Below are 18,058 nucleotides of genomic sequence, written 5' to 3' on the forward strand. Positions count from 1 at the left end.
ATTTAGAAATAGATATTAAAACAATTGAAAAGAAAAGTCGATGTTGGGCAAGACCATTTGAATCAGATAGGAAAAATCCTGGTAATGCCATAAACACGTGATCAGAATGCCAAAAAAGACTGTAGCTGGAACGATCAGCAGGCGTGAGTGTTTCCCACCGGCTTTCCAGGAGCCTCTGATCCTAGCAGGCAGGAATATAACAGACAGAAGGATATACGTTGCAATCGGGAAATAGTAAGGCATGCCGTATATTGTCAGCACGAAAGCAACGCCAACAAGAACAATCCAGCCGTATTTTCTTTCCATCCAGCATGTCAGCCCCAACGTCCCTGGATTTCGAGGGAAGGCTGAAGCTGCAACACCAACCTGCAGCAGTCTTAAGACGATCAAAAAGAAGGAGATAAGGATGCAGACAAGTGCGAACGGGAGATCCTGTACTTCCTTAAGCCAGGTGAAGTCGTAAGAAATCCAGGGCGGTATGGTATCGACCGGTAAATTAAAAAGCGGAGAAGCAACAATCGCTCCGAGCGTTCCCATGCGGGCGACGAGTGACAGACAACACCAAAAAAAAGCTCTGCGCACGGCCCTTTTGGGTAAATCATTAAACAGCTCCTGGTATTTCCATTTAATCGAGAAGAAGTTTTGGGCACTTAAAAACACGAGACAGATCAGCCATAAAATTACGGCGACTTTCTCCGTTTTCCATTTAGAATCTGATGGTTGCACCACGTTGGCTGACCCATCGGAATAATAAGTCAGCTTCCCCCATTCGCCCTGCAATCCTTCAGGCAAGATCAAAATATTCTCTGTTATGCTTGAATCGACCGGATCTTTCGGAAATGAAAGTTGATACTGCGAAAATCCGGAAATCATATCCCCGGTCTTCTGAAGGTATTCTGAGGAAGCCGCGGAATCATCAATGCCTTTGGCAACCGTCCAGGCTAATACCGACGGATGCTTTGCCGCAACGGCAGCAAGATCTTCAAAAACCGCCGGATTCGGTATTTTAGACGATGCCGTGAAACCGACAGGCATTTCCAGCCATACGCCCACGCCAAGCTTGTCTGCAGCATACAGCCAGCTCTCATCAGGGAAGAAGCCCATAAAGCAGATCACATGATAGCCGCCGGATTTAAGGTTCTTCAGAAAGGCCTCCGTCTGGCGCTGATTTCGAATTGTGTACTCCTGTTCCTGGGAAATGATTTGGCCCCGGACGTCCAAGGCTGTACCGTTCATTGTCCATTTTCCGTTTGCTGTTCCCAGCTGACGGATTCCGACGGGGAGCTGAAGACTATCATAGCCTCCGCGGTTATTGGTTATATTCAGATTAAGCTCATACAGGAAAGGATCTTCCGGACTCCAGGAATGCGCAGTCGGCACCTGAAAAATCAGCTCCGCGTCTTGCTCAAATTTGCCGTTGGTACTCAGCGGAAGCACACATTCGGCGAGCTTCTGCTGATTAGTAGTTAAAGCTCCGTTTAAGACCCAAGGTCCTTGCTCCAGCATATCGTGATGCTTGATCTTCACGCGGGCCTTCACTTGCTTTTTCGCTGAATCATATGAAACAGCTATGCTCGATAAATCAATGGTCGTTTCTGATACTGCCTCCAAGCGTATCTGACCGGTAATTTTTCCTTGTTCCGGCCATAACCAGCCAAAAATTCTGTTCTGCTGAATGCTGTTTTTCTCAGTCTTCAGGTACAACGTGTTTTCCTTGCTGAAATCAAATCTAGAGGCAGGAAAGTTTAAAATATATACGCCGCCGTTTCCTTCAACTTCACCGATCAAATTCACATCATCAATGCCGTTTAAGAATACGCTGACCTTTCCGTTTACCCCTTCCAAAACCAGCTGAGCCGTCTTGTAACTCCATTTGCCGGTAACAGAAAATTTTTTAGCGGCAACATCGAACCCCTGACTCGAAGGTATAATCAAATCTTTGGCCTGGTTGAGGTCCAAAACATCAATCATGTTATCCATTGCCTCATTTTCATAGGTCAAAGCCTGCCTTAAGCTTGAATAGCTATTCCATTTTCCGCCTAAATCCTGGGCAATCCTGTACGGTTTAGTGACAGGATTATCACTGTATAGTTCAACACCCTGAATATTTTCCCAACATATGGATACTGCAAGAGCAGCAATAATAAACATTGAAACAAGTATGACTGTAAATCTTTTAAACATAAAACCTCGCAAAATCTTGCATTTCCATATTTATTTCGAGCAAAGCCCTAAAAAAACCTGCAAAAATTTAGAAAACTTGGCTGCCAAAGCTTGGCTGCCTTAGTTACACTTAGCTCTATCAGAAAGATGTTATGACCGCGGCATTTATCCATCCACGAACATCAAAAATGCTGATAACAGTCTGAAACTATTACCAGCATCATATTTAGAGTTCTCTTGTTTAGAAGTTCACCCTAACATTTGACTAAGAGCCTTATTCTTTGCTGTCTTGACAGCCTGGACATACCCCATAAAATACCAGGTTATGGGTATGTACATCAAATCCTGTTTTATCAGTGACCATTGCATCCATATCAATCAATGAGCTATGAAAATCGACAACTCTGCCACATCTCGAACACATCACATGATAATGGTTTACCGGATTACCATCGAAACGGCTGGACATATCCCCACAAGGAAGTTCCAGAAGAAACCCATGTTCCTTGAGCATATTCAGTGTGTTGTAAATCGTGCCCAGGCTCACACCGGGGAACTTCGTCTTCACCTGTTTGTAGATCTCTTCCGCAGTGGGATGGGAATCAGTAACTAATAAAAATTCCAAAATTGCCTGCCTTTGGGGAGTAAAGCGTATTCCCTTATCCTTTAATCCCTTTAGAATTTCGACAGCATTCACGGCTTTCAATTCCTTTCGTCAATTGTTGAGAAACTTTGAGTTTGTATATAAATTTAGTCTATTTTTAGAATCATTATAATTATTTGTATTATATACCCACTGGACAAATGCCGTCAATAAAAAGAAAGAGCATCCTTCAGATACTCTTTCTTTATTGCAGTATTTAATTATCCTTCAATAATTGCACCAGAAGGACAAGCGTCTACACAAGCGCCACATTCTGCGCAGGTATCAGCATCGATGACATATTTGCCGTCGCCTTCGCTAATAGCTCCTACTGCACATTCGTCAACACAGGATCCGCATGTTGTGCAGTCGTCAGTAATAACGTATGCCATAGTCCCAACCCCCCTTTTCCTATTTCACCAGCAACTATATCAAAGTGCAGACAAAAAAACAAGTGTATTTTTGAGCTAAGCTATTTTCGGAAAGAAAAATAATTGCCATGCAAACCTTAAAATATTTGAGGTACTAAGGCCTGTATGGCACCTTGTATAATCTCCTCAGGCAATAGGAACAGTATGGAAGCATCCGGTTGCTGACGTGGTTGCGGCGAAATATGACCCTGGAAATATCATCGTGTTCGTGTCCGCAGGAACGGCATCTTTCAATCATTGAATTTCCATCTCCCATTTGTGTTATTGTGAACAAAGAAAACGTCAATTGTTTAGTTCTATTATTCTCCAATCAACCAGTTTTTAAACATCAAAGCATGAGGTCTTTGCCCCGCAAACCCGGTTATTTCTTTTACGCCGAATAGCTTTAACTGCTGGACAACCTCTTCAAGATCACGTCCCACTGCACTTGGTTCATGCGCATCTGAGCCCAGGGTGATTGGGATGCCCATCTGGTAAATCAGTTCAAGCAGTTTCGGCTCCGGATAAAATTCCTGCACAGGCTTATACCGTCCGTTGGTATTGACTTCGATGGCCAGTCCTTGCTTCCTAATCGTTTCCAGGGCCCTGGCTGCAAGAATTTTTACGTCTGTCCGCGGCCTTATTTTGAACAGTTTGATCAAATCGAAATGCCCGATAATCTGAAACATTCCGCTGGCAGCTGCTTTTTCCACCAGCGCGAAGTACTCCAGATACAAGCTGTCAGGGTCCCGCCTGAGATGTTCTTCTTCTTCCTCGGGATAATCGAAGAACCATCCGCTAATTTCATGGACAGAACCAATCGTATAGTCAAAAGGATATGAACTAATCCGTTTGCGGATCAGTTCTTCATTTTCTTCCCGATAGTCGACCTCAAGACCTATTCTCACCTGCAATTCAGGATACTCTTCGGCGACGTCCCTGATCAGATCTAGGTTTAGGTCATTCCAGTACATATCATGATCTGCAAAACCGATCTGAACTAAATTCTTCTTTTTAGCCTCGTCAAGAAAAAGACGGATATTTCCCCTTGTTACTTCCCGGTCAAGATGTCCGAGCAAATGAACATGTAAATCAAGCATAACCTACCTCGTAACCTTTAATACTTTTTTTAAACCTTAGATCGACTGATTCATTCTATCTAAAGATTATCCGGCGGAATATGAAACATCAGATACGGATGATTGTACAGTGGATGATCCGCATAAACTGTATCTTCTCTCCACAGAATGTCCCAGAAATTCCCATTTATTCTGACATCCGTTTTCCCGTCGACAACTCCGTTTTTAATGCGCAAAGCGCAGGGCGCAGTCAAGGAGAAAGTGCCGGTAACCGGATTCTGCGTATGGAGACCGAGAACAGATAAGATCATGATCCCGTCTTCAATCGTTCCGACCAGATCTTTCCAGCTTATCTTCCTGGTATGCTTCACACGTATCCCTGCCGAACTGTAAGGGATGGCAGTCGGACCTGCCCCGAAGCGTCCGGCGTCTTTCAGATTCAGATACGGTGTTTCCAAGCGCCCATCACGAAGCAGCTCTGTGCGCATTGCAGGTACACCTTCATTTGTGAGCACATAGCTTGCCCATTTGCCCGGCAGAAGAGGATTGATCTCTATTGTCAGTTCCGGATCAAATAATGGTATATGTCCGGAGAAATCCTGCGTTGTGAATCTGCTCTGCCTCTCCAGAACATTTTCTCCTCTGAAATTTGGCAGGATATATTGATCGATCATCTGGGATACCACCGCAGGCGTCAAAATTACTTTTGTTGCAGACCGGACCGGTTCTCCCTGATTCTCAAGAAGACGGTATCTACAGACAGATTCTTCCCATAACCCCAACCATTCCTCAGCCGTAATCAAGCGCCTTTCCGCAAACCCTTCAGCAACGATACTGTCAAAGGACCAAGATACGGCGTATCGGCTCTCCTCAAAAGCGACCTGGACCCCTGTCGATGTCAGGATATTGCTTTTTCCCCAAATTGCCATGATTTGTCCGTTTTTTAAAGCTTCGACAGGTTCATCCGCCCTGATCCTTCCCTGCTGTTCAAATAAACAGCTGTGGTCTCGGCAGACAATATCATGAAGCTTCTGTTCGGCAATCCCGACATCTGGAAGCTCCGAAGGTTCGGGAATTTTTGCTGCATACTTGTCTTCAAAGGCTGCTGCCCGCCAACCGTTTAATTCCGTTTGCCAGTGATCTTTCCGACCCGGAGGCGGATTCTGAACGACGGAGCGGCTGCATTTTCCGTCTTCCCAGATAAGATAAATCTCTGCTTTTTCCGAATCTTTTAACGCCGGCGGAGAATAAACACCGCCAGTGGCATTGTTCTTAATCCCCAGCGTTATCATCTGGGTCTGAGAACAGGTAATTCTCCAATCCAGGATCCTTAAACCGCCGGCCATATGCTTGCCAGCCTGCGCTTTCCGGAGAACATCAAGAATTTGATCAAGCAGGCTGCTCAACAGTATCCCCTCCCAACTTGACATTCTCGTTTTTGTCCAAAAGAATGTAACCACTTCCTCCGCCGCTGGACGGAACCATTTGACCGGCTTTGCCGCAGGTTCCGATGGCATCGTAGCGTGCTTCTCCAAGGCTTAATTTGACAGAATCTAACACAGAAAGGATTTTCCCGCTAAAAATTCCGGGCCGGTAAACCGGCAGCTTTGAATCGGCGAGGTTTACCGCCCCATCGCATTGAAAAACAAAATCTCCGGTTCTGGTATTGACCTGCCCTCCCCGATAACCTAAAAGTAAAATATGAAAACCCTCCCCGAGCAGGCCTGCATCTTGAAGTCCCCGCCGCAAGCGGCTGATTTCTTCCGTCAAACCGTCACTTGTAGGTATTGGTATATGCGTAGCTGTCACCAATCTGATATTGGTCATCCTGGGCAGCGCAACGGAGCCAAAATATTCTGATCTTCCTGCTCCGGTTACCAGCATGCCGGCTTTGGCGGCCGAAAAAATGTCGCCAAGTCCTTGTTTAAGTACCCCATTTTGGACCACGTGTACGGTTTCCCGGAAGAGACCGTTGGCCGAATAGGGCTGATAAGCCCAATCCCCTTCAAGGGGACCGTCAATGATATCGACATCAGGACGTGCAATAACAAGTCCGGTTTTCAGCTTGCCGACCTCGCCCAGGATCGATTCTTCCATTAAATCAGATTCCACCGCATGCCCGAAAGCCTCATGGGCCAATCCCTTAGCAAGCCCATAGTCTATGAGCAAGGGATAGCTTCCCACCGGCAGAAGCGGAGCTGTACATACTTTTTGCACGAATCTTGCTTTGTCAATCGTTTTATGCAGCAGTGCGCCGCTGCTTCTTTCATCCAGCAGTACTCCGGCATCGACACCGCTGCTGTTTACCGAAAAGCTTTGTGCCTGCCCGCCTTCTTTTACCGTTCCCTGATGAGACAAGACGGCTCTAGGAATAAAAAAAGAAACTAGAGTCCCATCCGACCTGCCAATACACCAAAAATCCTCGATTAGCCTGAAATTTGTCTGCCAGGAAATTTCCGACTTTTCAGACCCTTTTTCTCTCAATTGCCGGTGAATTCCTCCCGCTAACTCTGCAAGTTCTTCCGGTGTAAACGAATCAAAACCATAAACCGCTTTATTCGGAATCTCACTGAAAATTTTGGGAGCGCCAAAGATTTCCCGGTTTAACTCACAGCCTGTATTCTCGTTTTCCTCAGCCAGTTCCATCGCTTTTTGTGCTGTATGGACAGCCTCTGCATCGCTGATGCGGTTTACGGAAGCAAATCCACAGGCTCCTTTTTCCGTAAAGGCCTGAATTCCAATCCCATTTTCACTTGAGGTAGCTATATTTTCAAGCCTTCCATTATTCAATCTAATATTGATTTCCCGTCTGGCCTGGGCTCTGACGATCAGGTATCCACACGGCAGGCATCCAGCCGTTCTACCGACGACCATTCTGATTTTTCTTGGGTTCAACACGTCCCCCCCTAAAATGGATGTATGCAATCTATTTTCCATAAAAAGCACCAAATTCCTGCAAAAAAAACTTTTGCATAGTTTCTTAGAAAACAGGACACAATGATATTAGTCTCACGTTTTCCAATTTTATCCCCACTCCTCTCTTTTCTTAACTTGCGGCAGATGGTCGCAAGTTTTTTTGTTATTTAACGGAAATATATAAATTAAAAATCATGTTGTTAGGGCCCCTTGTGTAATTATTTAACGAAAGTTGTACTAGCGTTTGATAATTCAGACATGCGGCTGGTTCAAGCGAATAGAATTAACCGAGTAATCTTATTCTGAAAAGCTGAAGGAGCTGCTGATGCTTGTCCCTATCTGTTTTACTTTTTTAGGCCTGATGATATTATTGACAGGAATAAAAATTCTTAGAGATGGCCTGGAAAAATTCACAGGGTCTTATTTTCAGCTCGTTCTGCAGAGATTCACCGCAACCACCGCGAGAGGATTCATCAGTGGCATTCTGGCGACGAGTATCCTGCAATCGAGCACAGCGCTGACCGTAATGGCAATTTCCTTTGTTGACGCCGGTTTGTTAAGCTTTCAAAATACGCTCGGACTGATCCTCGGAAGCAATATTGGCAGCACGGTAACGCCCCAGCTTTTGTCTTTGCCGCTCAAAGATTTCGCCATATGGCTGGTCCCGCCCGGATTTCTAGGGTTCTGGCTGCTGAAAGGCAAAATAAAATTCTTTTGCTATGCGTTGGCCGGCTTAGGGCTGATGTTTTTCTCTCTTTCCGTTTTGGAATCCGCGATGATCCCGCTTGCCTCGACCTCATATTTCCAGGAACGGCTGCTCCATCTGAACAGCAGCTATCTTGAAAGCATTGTGGCAGGTACCGTTCTCTCGGCGGCCCTGCATTCTTCAAGTGCAACGGCAGGCCTTGTGATGGTTTTAACAGAAAGAGGCTGGCTTGATTTGCCAACCTCCCTTGCTTTTATTTTCGGAGCCAATATCGGGACCTGCTTCACCGCTTTGATTGTCTCAGCTTTTACCTCAAGATCCGCTCAATGGGTTGCGTTATTTCATGTGTTCGTTAACGTTTTTGGCGTTCTGATGTTTTACCCGCTTCTGGATCCGCTGACCGAGACGATCAGGTTCCTTGGAGGTAGCCTAAGCCGCCAGATTGCCAACGGTCATACAATTTTTAACATCCTGTCTTCACTTATGGTTCTTCCTCTGCTGCCCTATATCAGCCGGTTACTGGCCAGACCCCGTTAGCGCGTACTACCGTCCCATCTTAGCTTTCCAACCTGAAGGTTCCCTTTGTCCCTGAAAATATCAACTTTTTGAGCCGGTTCATCAATCTTGATCAGCTCTTTGCCAATGAAAATTTTAATATTGGCGTGGCAGAACTCGATATTGATATGGCTGTTTTTGGATGCCTTGATTGTCGTGGCACTGATATTCGAGCCGCCAAGTTCCCAAATGTAAAGATCACCTGAGCAACTGATTTCGCCACCACGGCAGACACCATGGATTTTAATTCCGCCTTCAATTTTCAAAATGGAATTATACACGCCTTTGTGGCAGAAGAAATCGCCCGCGCAGCTGATTTCAGAATTTTGGACATAACTAACATCGCAGAGAACACTTACTAAGGCGGCCAGTCCTTTGGTGGCCATGAATAAGCCTACAATCTTCAGGGCATTTTTAAGGTAAAGCGTGTCTTTGAGCTGAAGCGGTCCTAATCCGATCATAAAGTGCTTCATCGAACGTATCGCCAGATCAAGTTCCTGGGATACAAACCCGGTTTCCTGGCTGTTAAGCAGTCTCTCCAGCTCTTCAACTTTTTTGGGCAACTGCTGGAAATTCTTCTCGAGGATGACCTTGAAAAGCTGGCCAACACTCGTATTAGTGGATGCTCCCTGCAGCTGCTCAATCTGATGAACACAGAGCGTGAGCTCTTCACTGACTTCATGTATGGTTTTGATAAACTCGGATCTAGAGACATGTTTCTCTCCAACAAGTATTTTACTGGCTATAATATTATTTCTTACTGCCAGTCCCGTTTCTGCTTTAATATCAGCGCCTGAGATAGAACCCTGTACTTTGACTGTGCCGGAGGAATGAATATACAGTCCGTCCGCAACATTGCCCCCGATAAACACATCGCCTGGAAAGTCGATGCTTCCGGTACTCAGATCAACATCTTTGTTTTGAATAAACGCGTTTTCAACCAAGTATGTATTTTTATTGACCCTTACTGGTGTACCGGAACAGGAGGCTTTAACTTCCATATTCCCAGTCAGATAGACATTCTTCTTCATTGTAATAATGAAGTCTTTGATTTTATCAACCTGAGTGGCTTTTCCGAAAATGTTCGTACCGGGGACCCCTTCTTTACCCGGGATCTTCCTGGCCAGAATATCATCCTTCTGGCAAAGGACAATCTTACAGGCGAAATAATCAATTTTTTCTTCATTGCTTTCTTCATTCTGAAATACGGGTTCACCAACATAGTCGATTAACTGGGGCTGAACAGTTGGAATCGGCAGGTTTGCTTCAGCGATGACAATTTCGCTTTCACCATCGACTACCATAAAATCCGCCCAAAGATTGCTTTTTATTCCATAAACAATTCCTTTGTCATTGATTTCTTTCAGTAGGTTTGCTTCCGTTGGCAGCTCATCAGGTTCAGGAGAAGCATCCCAGGAAACATGTTGTTCCAGTACAAGCTGCGAATAATTTGGGAGAGAATTGGCCAGGACAAATTTACCCGCACGGGCATGTCTGACTCTCGCGACAGCTTTGCTGCCATCCGGCTCAACTGAGATTTTCCACGATAGTTCACCCTGCTGGACCAAAGGATAGAATTCAAAGGTATCGCCTTTATTAACAGGCATTTCATATCCAATCTCGTTGCCCAGCATAAATAATTTTCCGGCATGCGGATAAGGAACGATGCTTTGAACCCGCGATCCGGGATAAATCGTATATTTGACTTGATCCCAGAGGACCCGGGTATCTTCCTCCTGGGTATCTTCCTGTGGAAAATTTTGTTTGTCCGGATTCGACAAAATTACGTTTACCTTATAGAGCCTGCTGAAGACTCCCGGTTTCTCTATGGTTTCTATCTGCAGCTCTTCAGGATCACAGCCCCATTCCCGAGACCATTTCTCTCTGATTTCTTCCAACGTTTTACCTGTTGCAATCATTTCTTTCATGGCCCGCACTCTCCTTAAACAACCTGGAAAAATAGTCTGATTTCAAAAACAAAGCACATAGGACTTTAGTCCTAAAAATCGTATATATTAAATAAATGTATTAGATTATTAACTAAAATAAGCCAAAGAATCATCTGTTAAACTACAATTTTTTTAAAAAAAGAATACTGTAATAGCATGATTACAGTATTTTATGATCATTCTCTCTCATTTTACTGACTATTTCGATATTTGTCTACAAGAGAATTATTCAGGAATGATTAATAGCTTTATTTCCTTTGTCTTTTTATCTGAAGCATTGCCATTGTTCAAATTACTTTCATCCTGGCCCAGGCTGTTGCCCTGGTCCGGACTACCCGCACCCTGTCCAATGTCCGTACCGGTTCCGTCGCTTGTTCCCGTACTTCCGTCATTCAGCTCTGCTCCGGATGGATCTTCACTGTTCCCGCTCGCACTGCCCGAGTCATCGTGACCTGGAGATGCGGTTCCGTTTGGATCTGAAGAGCTTCCGGGTACCGTGATATGGGACTGCAGTTCCGGGCTCAGCAGGTCGAGGACTGTCCCGTCGATGGTTATATCGGTGGTAATCCCGAGCAGAAGATTCTTAGCCACTTGTTTGGCATGATCGGGATTGACTTCCCAGTAACTGATATTGTCAAGATAAAGTCCATAGCCAGGCAGTGTTTGATTCACCATGTTTGAACTGTCGAAAGCCGCGGCTGCCTTGGATAGTCTTAGAATATCCGCGAGTTTCAGATCGGTTTCAACAACTTCATTGATTTGAGGAATAAGTTTTGGTAGTTTAATAATGGTTGAGGGCTGCAGGACTGCTTTGGCCACCGCTTTCAAAACCTTCTGCTGCCGTGCAGTTCTGCCGATGTCCGCGGTGCTGTCTCCCCGGAATCTGGCATACTGGAGCGCCTGAGTCCCGTTCAGATGCTGCTCTCCGGCTTTCAGGTCAATCACGCCGTCAACTTCGTCTCCGGTCTCTTTGTACATATCCATTTCAACATCGAGTTCAATTCCATCCACTGTGTCGATAATACTTTTAAAACCGTCAAAATTGGTTACGACATAGCCGTCAAGCAGTATACCCGTCAGTTCAGTAACCTCATCCATCAGCTCAGGAATTCCTCGGTACATCACGACCGAATTGATTTTGACGTAAGAATTTGATCCGGGAAGGCTGACCCTGGTATCCCTGGGAATGGACAAGAGAGAAATTAATTTCGTATCGGGATCCACACTCGCAACAATGATAGTATCCGTATTATAGGAAGTTTGTCCGGGCCTTTTGTCTGCACCGATTAACAGGAAGCTTATCCGTTTGTTAAGAGAGTCCGTACTTGAGTTTTCTGTGCTGCCTCCCGCGCCTGTACTTCCTTGATTTAAGAAAAAGTAGCCAAAGGCAGCCGAACCGGCAATAATCCCTGCGAGCAAAACTGCAATGATCGTAAAAGCTTTCCTTTTTGTATTTTTTTTCTTCCTCAAGTCTGTCCCACTCCATTTATCGTAGTCTTGCCAAAGGCATGGGTTCCCCCACGAATTAATACTTTTCCGGGTTCTCCCTTCGATACTCTGCCAATGATCTCGACAGGATGCACATCCCTGTTATGACATTCCGTGATTAGCATTTCAATTTTTTCTTCAGGCACTGCCAGAAGCAACCCCCCTGAAGTCTGAGCATCACCGAGGATCAATTTCCAGTCCAAACTGCACGCTGCTTCCAGATAATCCTCGAGATAAATCAGGTTGGACAACGTTCCTCCGGGGATTGTTCCTTTCTCTAGGCAGTCCCAGGCACAGTCCAAAACCGGAACATTCCCTGCAAAGATCTCAGCCTGCATACCACTGGCTTTCATCATTTCGTGAAGATGCCCCAACAGACCAAAGCCGGTAATATCCGTACAGGCATTTACCCCGGTCAAGACTGCAATCTCCGACGCTTCCTTATTCAACCGTGCCATGACCTCAATGGCGGCTTTCTCATCCGTTGCTGGGACAATCCCGTTTTTTATCCCAGTCGTGATAATCCCAAGTCCTAATGGTTTTGTCAGAACGAGCAAATCGTTTTCCCTGGCGCTGGAATTCGTCAGCACCCGATCAGGATGAACAATGCCTGTTACGGACAGACCATACTTCGGTTCAGGATCATCGATCGAATGCCCGCCGATGATTAATGCTCCGGCTTCTTCAACTTTGTCTTTTCCCCCTCTTAGTATCTCCATTAATATGCTTTTATCAAGCTTATCAATCGGAAAAGAAACAAGATTCAGCGCAGTCAGCGGACGCGCACCCATGGCATAGATATCACTGAGGGCGTTGGCTGCGGCAATTTGCCCGAAAGAATATGGATCATCAACGATCGGAGTAAAAAAGTCAACGGTCTGGACGATCGCCTGATTGTCATTAAGACGGTAGACACTCGCATCATCTGACGTATCAAAGCCGACCAGAAGATCCGGGTTGGACGTTTGCTTTGGAAAGTGACACAAAACTTGTGCCAGGTCACCAGGACCAATCTTGCACCCTCAGCCAGATTTGCTCGAGTACTGCGTCAGTCTTATTTTGTCTCCGGACATTGCTTTCCCTCCTTTCGTTTTCTCCTTTTTGTTGCTCACTTGCTTTTTTCAAAAGCAATTATAACATAACATGACCTGCAGACCTAATATAAAATAAAAAAGGATAAATCAACAGTTTAGTAAGTAATTTTAGAATGCTGTACGAGTATTTTGTCACGGACCCCATTTCCGTAAACGGTCTGCAATCACCTGATAATCCTCCGGGAGTAGCGTCCGAGGGTCAAAAATAACTGCATCTTTCACAATGCGGGCAAGAATAGGTACGTCTCCCTGTCTTAAAAAACTTTCAAGATCAACTACGGAATTCTGCTTTGGCTTTACCGCACATACGCAAGTGGGAAGCACCGCCGTCGGGAAAGCCCCGCCTCCGACGCAGGATTCAGCGTCCATAACCTCTATTTCCAAACCGGGCAGGCCGGCAAGCATTTCACTAAGCTTCAGCGCGTCTTTCCAAAGATCATCTTTTGTATGGGAAAGCATATTCCAGACAGGTATTTTACCAGTTTCCCCTCTCTGATAGAAACGGAGCGTCCCGATCAAGGCAGCCAGAACCAGCTTATCAACTCTCAAAGCCCGAGTAAGCTGATTTTTTTTCAAGCGGTCAATCAGTTCCTTTTTGCCGATAATAATTCCGGCCTGAGGGCCTCCCAAAAGTTTATCCCCACTGAAAGAAACCAGTGAAGCCCCGCTTTTCAGCGTATCCTGCACCGTCGGTTCCTGCGGAAGACCATATTCCGATCCATCCAGGAAACTGCCGCTGCCAAGATCCACGACAACTGGGATCCCCGACTCTTTACCGAGCACCACAAGCTCATCAACCGGAACTTCATGCTGGAATCCCTGAATCCGATAATTACTGGTATGTACTTTCAACAGCATCGCCGTCTCCGGGCCAATCGCCTCCTGGTAATCCTTTGGCCAGGTCTTATTCGTTGCTCCGACTTCCACCAGTTTTGCCCCTCCTGCTTTGAGCACTTCAGGAATACGGAAAGATCCGCCGACTTCCACCAGTTCTCCGCGGGAAACAATGACTTCTTTATGGACGGCAAAAGTATTCATGATTAAAAGTACCGCTGCTGCATTGTTATTCACAACAAGGGATGCTTCGGCCCCGGTCAGCTCTGCCAAAATCTCTTCGATATGGCTATACCTCGAACCACGATTCCCGGTTTCAAGGTTAAGCTCAAGATTGCTGTAAACAACAGCCTGTTCCGCGACATAGGCGGCGGCTTCCGGAGCAAGCAGTGCGCGTCCGCAATTCGTATGCAGAATTACACCTGTAGCATTGATGACTCTCTTCATACTTCCATAACCTCTCAATTGTGCTTGGATCTCCTTATACAACCACGCTCGAAAGACCGGTACAAATTCCTCAGGCTGACAGTACAAAAAATTGTGAAGTTTTTTAGTTTTTCCACTATTCAATTCTTCACCATCTTGATTCAGATCATCCAAAAGAATCTTTCTGGCTTTTTCCAAAGCCTTCCTTACAGCCCAGGTAATTGCCGAAAGTTCATAACCGTTACAGTCATCGTTTTTTGCTAATTCGGCAATGACCTCGTTTACCGGAGGAAGAAGACGCAGTTTGCTGTTTCTCAAAAAAACACCCCGAATTCTGCAATCTAAGACAAAATGTTCATTCTTACCCGCTTGGTTTTTTTTAGGATTTCGACAAGCCGGATCGTTTAATATGATTATAATAACATTTCAGCCCACTAAAATAAATCCAAGGGGGAAAGGTAATGGAGCCTTCCGGAACAAAGATATACGACTTCCGCATGTTTCATGCTAAAAAAAGATCCAAATGCATTTTCTGCAATGGCACGGATCAGCTTCTGTTGTTCAAAAGACAAACCGTTTGTCCAGATTGCCTGAACAGTATCCGCAAACTCTACGAGACAGGCCATTTCAATCCTGCCGGATAGTACTTATATATAGCAAAAGGAGCTTTTAGCTCCTTTTCTTTTTCTCGAGGCGTTTTAAGATTTTTACGGCATCTTCCTCGATAATCGTTTCACCGTGCTCTTTGAGGAAAGTATCCGTAGTCATTACAGATTCCCCAAATTCGTCCAGTATCGCTTCAGCCAGTTTCTTTTTACGCGGGTTTCCAATGTTGCTGATTGTCAGGTAATATTCATCCTCGTATTGGAACAACGCGGATTGAAGCTGGAGAATCCCCGGTAAAAGACGGACTGCGGAAACCACATCTTCAAATTCTTCAAATAAATATACCCATTGCTCTTCAGACGCAAACTTCGGAGAAGGGCGCGGATTCTTTTTCTTTTCTCCAAAAGCGGTTTGAATAATATGGTTAATCTCCGCATCAATTTGTTCTTCCTGCTTAATTACCGTTATGACAAATTCATCTTCTGAAGCAACAGTAGCCTGGATCCAGAAAGGCTGATCTAAACTAAAGTCTACCTCATCTCTGGCTTTTGAAATCAATTCCCAAAAAAACTGTTCAGTTCTCGCGGAACGTTGAAACAAGTCAGCAAGAGATATATTGCGATCTGCGAGCTCGGTAAAGGAGATAAAGATGCGAACCGTATTGTCATTTACCTTAAGAATACGCATAAATTCCACCTCTCCTTTCCATGGACGTATTGATAAAAACACTATTGCTTAATTATATTATATCATGAGACGTCAATAATCAATTCCATTAAATGTCAAACATAGAGCTATGCTATTATATGAAACTGTCAGCTTGTCGGGTTAATACGCTGCATTGAACTACCTGTTGTTTCTGGTGAAGATAAGTGACTTCCACTAAATCGTTCTTATGAAGCTTATGAAAAGCAGCTGCATCAATACTTAACGTGAGTATCTCTTCTCCGCTGCGTAAAATGAGCGTATACTGCTCAGCTTCCGCCGCGAGGCTTTCGATGACTCCTTTCGATACTACCGGATCGTTCAACCAATCCTGATTGTAATCCATAAACATCAGGACGTAAATAAAAACGGTCGAGACCAGGAAAAGCGATTTGGCTGCAGCAACAAATTTGCTGAAATAATTCTTTTCGGCCAACGCCTTTCTGAGTATAGAAAGACATTTTGTCCCTATAAAAATGCAGACAAGAAAAAGACCGCTCAAAGCCGGCCAACTAATTTTAAAAAGATATAAATAATAGTCGATATGCACTGCTAATCCTTTTTCACTATCTTTTCTTTATCAGCGCCGCATTCGGGACATTGTTTTGGACGACATCTTCCTTCAGAGACCTTTTTGCATACACTACATTCCCACAAAGCCATACTCAGATGCCCTCCTTTTCTAATTTAATTTAAAATGAATTCAATTTTAAATTAATATAAATCAATATCTGAAAAAAGTCAAGTTAGCCTACCAAACCTCCAGCCACCAGTAAACAGGCAGGCGGAGCCAATCAGGCCAAAGCCTTTAAACCTTCCAGCTCATCGGTTCTAAAAATAAATGCCGGATCAAGCTGAACGATCAGTCTGTCCGGGAGATTGACAATTCCTCCGATAAATGAGGCAGCAACCAAAGGAGGAGCCTGGACAACATTCTCGAGTGTCCTTACCTCAATGATCTCATCAACGGCAATGCCGACAACATTATCATTAATTTTCATAATGATTGCAAAACCAGCCTCATTCCGGGACGGAATCTCAAATTTGGCATGCAGATCAATCAGCGGAATTGCCTGACCTCTGATAATAATAAGGCCCTTGACATATTTCGTGGACTGGGGTACAGGATGAACTTCTGTCAGCTGTGTTATTTCCTGCACGACCTCAATCGGGAGGCCATATTCTTCGCCACCCAGCAAAAAAATAACGGATTGGAAGCCCATAGTTATCACCTCTTACGCATGTTCTGCTTTTTCAGAAGCCGGTTACACCTTTCCTATTTCATTGACGGCTTTCTGTAAAATTTCATCATTGGTTTGGACCACTTTTTGATTCGCTGAATACGAGCGCGTTACCTGAATCATTTTGACCATTTGCGCATTTAGGTCGACGTTTGATTCCTCAATAAAACCCTGTTCAACCCGGATGTTTTTCGGTAGTATTTCCGTAGGCTGATTCTGGCTGTTATAAAGACTTGTAAGTCCGTCACGATCCAGATCTTCCGCAGGGATGTCCACAATTGTAAGTCTGTCTATGACCTGGCTGCTCTCAGTACTGATAATTGTTCCATCCTGCAGAATGGTGAAATCGTCCGGCAAAGGGCCGATTGCTCCGTTTTGACCAAGAACAAGATTACCGCCTGCTGTTCTGAGCATGCCGGAAGGATCAACCTGAAAATGTCCGTTTCTGGTATAACGTTCCCCGTCAAGCGTCTCAACGGCGAAAAAGCCGTCACCGTTAAGCGCCACATCAGTCATATTTCCGGTTTCCCGGATCAAACCGGGTTCTGTGCTGTATAAGACTTTCTCCGCGTAGACACCCGTTCCCATGATTCCCAGCGGAACATTTTCCGAAGGCTTATCACTGGTCGTAGAAGGGGTAAGCCTACTGACCAGCAGACGCGGAAATGAAGTGACTCTTTCACTTTCCTCAAGATAACCGGGATTGTTCATATTTTCAAGATTCCGGTCTATTGCCTCACTCTGTTGGTTATTCATAATCATACCTGAAGCTGCTGTATATAATCCTCTGAGCAAAAAACTCACGCCCCTCCAACGAACGTCTATTCTTGGATAGCTATTCTTGAATTGCCTGTTTCAGCATGGAAAGATGCATCGTCAGCATCCTGGATAATGAATTGTATTGAAGCGTATTTTCTGCAAGCCTGGTCATTTCGAGGTCAATATCCACGTTATTTCCGTCATTGCGGTAGGTGGTGTTCTCATCCTTAACTACAAAGCCGTCTGAAGTCAGCCCTGTCCCGGTGATAGGGATATGGCCGGGCTCTGTGCCGGATACTGCTGCTGTATTGTTCATGCTGTCCATCGTGGCCTGCAGGATTTTATCGAAACTAACATCTGATCTTTTAAAATCGGGCGTGTCATTATTAGCAATATTGTCGGCTAAGACACGCTGACGTAGTCCGAGTCCATCCAACCCGCCCTCGAGTAAATTAAAAATTGGACTATCCAGCCAACCTGCCAT

18 protein-coding genes are annotated in these 18,058 nt (G+C 45.0%); 2 read left to right on the plus strand and 16 right to left on the minus strand.

The window, feature by feature from the left end; translation table 11 throughout:
• Positions 1–15: 15 nt before the first annotated feature.
• The 6 genes from DHBDCA_RS07225 to DHBDCA_RS07250 all read right to left on the minus strand — a co-directional run bounded on the left by DHBDCA_RS07225 (position 16) and on the right by DHBDCA_RS07250 (position 7,193).
• Entirely contained in the window at positions 16–2,184 is a 2,169-nt protein-coding gene (locus DHBDCA_RS07225; RefSeq protein ID WP_015043553.1) for a beta-galactosidase, read from the minus strand.
• 253 nt (positions 2,185–2,437) lie between these two features.
• Positions 2,438–2,860, minus strand: a complete 423-nt coding sequence (locus tag DHBDCA_RS07230) for a Fur family transcriptional regulator (RefSeq protein WP_015043554.1) — start codon at positions 2,858–2,860, stop codon at positions 2,438–2,440.
• Between the two features lie 167 nt (positions 2,861–3,027).
• Positions 3,028–3,198, minus strand: coding sequence for a DUF362 domain-containing protein (locus DHBDCA_RS07235; RefSeq protein ID WP_015043555.1), 171 nt, complete (start codon positions 3,196–3,198; stop codon positions 3,028–3,030).
• Between the two features lie 338 nt (positions 3,199–3,536).
• Positions 3,537–4,316: a histidinol-phosphatase HisJ family protein gene (locus DHBDCA_RS07240; RefSeq protein ID WP_015043557.1), complete on the minus strand. Its 780-nt coding sequence runs from the start codon at positions 4,314–4,316 to the stop codon at positions 3,537–3,539.
• A gap of 59 nt (positions 4,317–4,375) precedes the next feature.
• Complete coding sequence (locus DHBDCA_RS07245) at positions 4,376–5,701, minus strand: metallopeptidase TldD-related protein (RefSeq protein WP_015043558.1); 1,326 nt, start codon at positions 5,699–5,701, stop codon at positions 4,376–4,378.
• Positions 5,685–7,193 (minus strand): TldD/PmbA family protein, encoded by a 1,509-nt coding sequence (locus tag DHBDCA_RS07250; RefSeq protein ID WP_015043559.1) that lies wholly within the window; start codon positions 7,191–7,193, stop codon positions 5,685–5,687. Before DHBDCA_RS07250 ends, DHBDCA_RS07245 begins: the two co-directional genes overlap by 17 nt.
• 343 nt (positions 7,194–7,536) lie before the next feature.
• Between DHBDCA_RS07250 and DHBDCA_RS07255 the strand changes: the two genes are divergently transcribed.
• Positions 7,537–8,454 (plus strand): Na/Pi cotransporter family protein, encoded by a 918-nt coding sequence (locus DHBDCA_RS07255; RefSeq protein WP_015043560.1) that lies wholly within the window; start codon positions 7,537–7,539, stop codon positions 8,452–8,454.
• Here the strand turns inward: DHBDCA_RS07255 and DHBDCA_RS07260 are convergent.
• The 4 genes from DHBDCA_RS07260 to selA form a co-directional block, all read right to left on the minus strand.
• Positions 8,451–10,400 (minus strand): FapA family protein, encoded by a 1,950-nt coding sequence (locus DHBDCA_RS07260; RefSeq protein WP_015043561.1) that lies wholly within the window; start codon positions 10,398–10,400, stop codon positions 8,451–8,453. The genes DHBDCA_RS07255 and DHBDCA_RS07260 overlap by 4 nt on opposite strands.
• A 246-nt stretch (positions 10,401–10,646) precedes the next feature.
• Complete coding sequence (locus tag DHBDCA_RS07265; RefSeq protein ID WP_015043562.1) at positions 10,647–11,891, minus strand: LCP family protein; 1,245 nt, start codon at positions 11,889–11,891, stop codon at positions 10,647–10,649.
• Complete coding sequence (gene selD, locus DHBDCA_RS07270) at positions 11,888–12,982, minus strand: selenide, water dikinase SelD (protein ID WP_081580519.1); 1,095 nt, start codon at positions 12,980–12,982, stop codon at positions 11,888–11,890. The genes DHBDCA_RS07265 and selD overlap by 4 nt, the downstream gene beginning before the upstream one ends.
• A 153-nt stretch (positions 12,983–13,135) precedes the next feature.
• Complete coding sequence (gene selA / locus DHBDCA_RS07275) at positions 13,136–14,581, minus strand: L-seryl-tRNA(Sec) selenium transferase (protein WP_015043564.1); 1,446 nt, start codon at positions 14,579–14,581, stop codon at positions 13,136–13,138.
• A gap of 143 nt (positions 14,582–14,724) precedes the next feature.
• On the opposite strand from selA, the gene DHBDCA_RS15570 reads away from it, so the two are divergent.
• Entirely contained in the window at positions 14,725–14,907 is a 183-nt protein-coding gene (locus DHBDCA_RS15570) for a hypothetical protein (RefSeq protein ID WP_193352141.1), read from the plus strand.
• Between the two features lie 25 nt (positions 14,908–14,932).
• Here DHBDCA_RS15570 and DHBDCA_RS07285 read toward each other — a convergent pair whose 3' ends face one another.
• From DHBDCA_RS07285 to flgB, 6 genes are all read right to left on the minus strand, one after another.
• Positions 14,933–15,556, minus strand: coding sequence for an adaptor protein MecA (locus DHBDCA_RS07285; protein WP_015043566.1), 624 nt, complete (start codon positions 15,554–15,556; stop codon positions 14,933–14,935).
• Positions 15,557–15,671: 115 nt separating this feature from the next.
• Positions 15,672–16,124, minus strand: a complete 453-nt coding sequence (locus tag DHBDCA_RS07290; protein ID WP_015043567.1) for a hypothetical protein — start codon at positions 16,122–16,124, stop codon at positions 15,672–15,674.
• Positions 16,125–16,126: 2 nt separating this feature from the next.
• On the minus strand, positions 16,127–16,237 hold the full coding sequence (locus tag DHBDCA_RS15950; protein WP_019226161.1) for an RCKP-type rubredoxin-like domain-containing protein: 111 nt from the start codon (positions 16,235–16,237) through the stop codon (positions 16,127–16,129).
• Between the two features lie 131 nt (positions 16,238–16,368).
• Positions 16,369–16,797: a chemotaxis protein CheW gene (locus DHBDCA_RS07300; RefSeq protein WP_015043568.1), complete on the minus strand. Its 429-nt coding sequence runs from the start codon at positions 16,795–16,797 to the stop codon at positions 16,369–16,371.
• Positions 16,798–16,839: 42 nt separating this feature from the next.
• The gene (locus tag DHBDCA_RS07305) at positions 16,840–17,619 is read right to left on the minus strand and encodes a flagellar hook-basal body protein (protein ID WP_015043569.1); all 780 of its coding nucleotides are present in this window, start codon (positions 17,617–17,619) and stop codon (positions 16,840–16,842) included.
• A gap of 31 nt (positions 17,620–17,650) precedes the next feature.
• The gene (gene flgB, locus DHBDCA_RS07310) at positions 17,651–18,058 is read right to left on the minus strand and encodes a flagellar basal body rod protein FlgB (RefSeq protein ID WP_015043570.1); all 408 of its coding nucleotides are present in this window, start codon (positions 18,056–18,058) and stop codon (positions 17,651–17,653) included.

It is taken from the genome of Dehalobacter sp. DCA, assembly GCF_000305775.1.
In the GTDB taxonomy this organism is placed as follows: domain Bacteria; phylum Bacillota; class Desulfitobacteriia; order Desulfitobacteriales; family Syntrophobotulaceae; genus Dehalobacter; species Dehalobacter alkaniphilus.

Coding starts and splice junctions, on each gene's coding strand:
- DHBDCA_RS07240 (WP_015043557.1), bottom strand. CDS start 4,316: ATGCTTGATTTACATGTTCATTTGCTCGGACATCTTGACCGGGAAGTA.
- DHBDCA_RS07225 (WP_015043553.1), bottom strand. CDS start 2,184: ATGTTTAAAAGATTTACAGTCATACTTGTTTCAATGTTTATTATTGCT.
- DHBDCA_RS07285 (WP_015043566.1), bottom strand. CDS start 15,556: ATGCGTATTCTTAAGGTAAATGACAATACGGTTCGCATCTTTATCTCC.
- DHBDCA_RS07300 (WP_015043568.1), bottom strand. CDS start 16,797: ATGGGCTTCCAATCCGTTATTTTTTTGCTGGGTGGCGAAGAATATGGC.
- DHBDCA_RS15570 (WP_193352141.1), top strand. CDS start 14,725: ATGGAGCCTTCCGGAACAAAGATATACGACTTCCGCATGTTTCATGCT.
- DHBDCA_RS15950 (WP_019226161.1), bottom strand. CDS start 16,237: ATGGCTTTGTGGGAATGTAGTGTATGCAAAAAGGTCTCTGAAGGAAGA.
- DHBDCA_RS07235 (WP_015043555.1), bottom strand. CDS start 3,198: ATGGCATACGTTATTACTGACGACTGCACAACATGCGGATCCTGTGTT.
- DHBDCA_RS07255 (WP_015043560.1), top strand. CDS start 7,537: ATGCTTGTCCCTATCTGTTTTACTTTTTTAGGCCTGATGATATTATTG.
- DHBDCA_RS07260 (WP_015043561.1), bottom strand. CDS start 10,400: ATGAAAGAAATGATTGCAACAGGTAAAACGTTGGAAGAAATCAGAGAG.
- flgB (WP_015043570.1), bottom strand. CDS start 18,058: ATGGCAGGTTGGCTGGATAGTCCAATTTTTAATTTACTCGAGGGCGGG.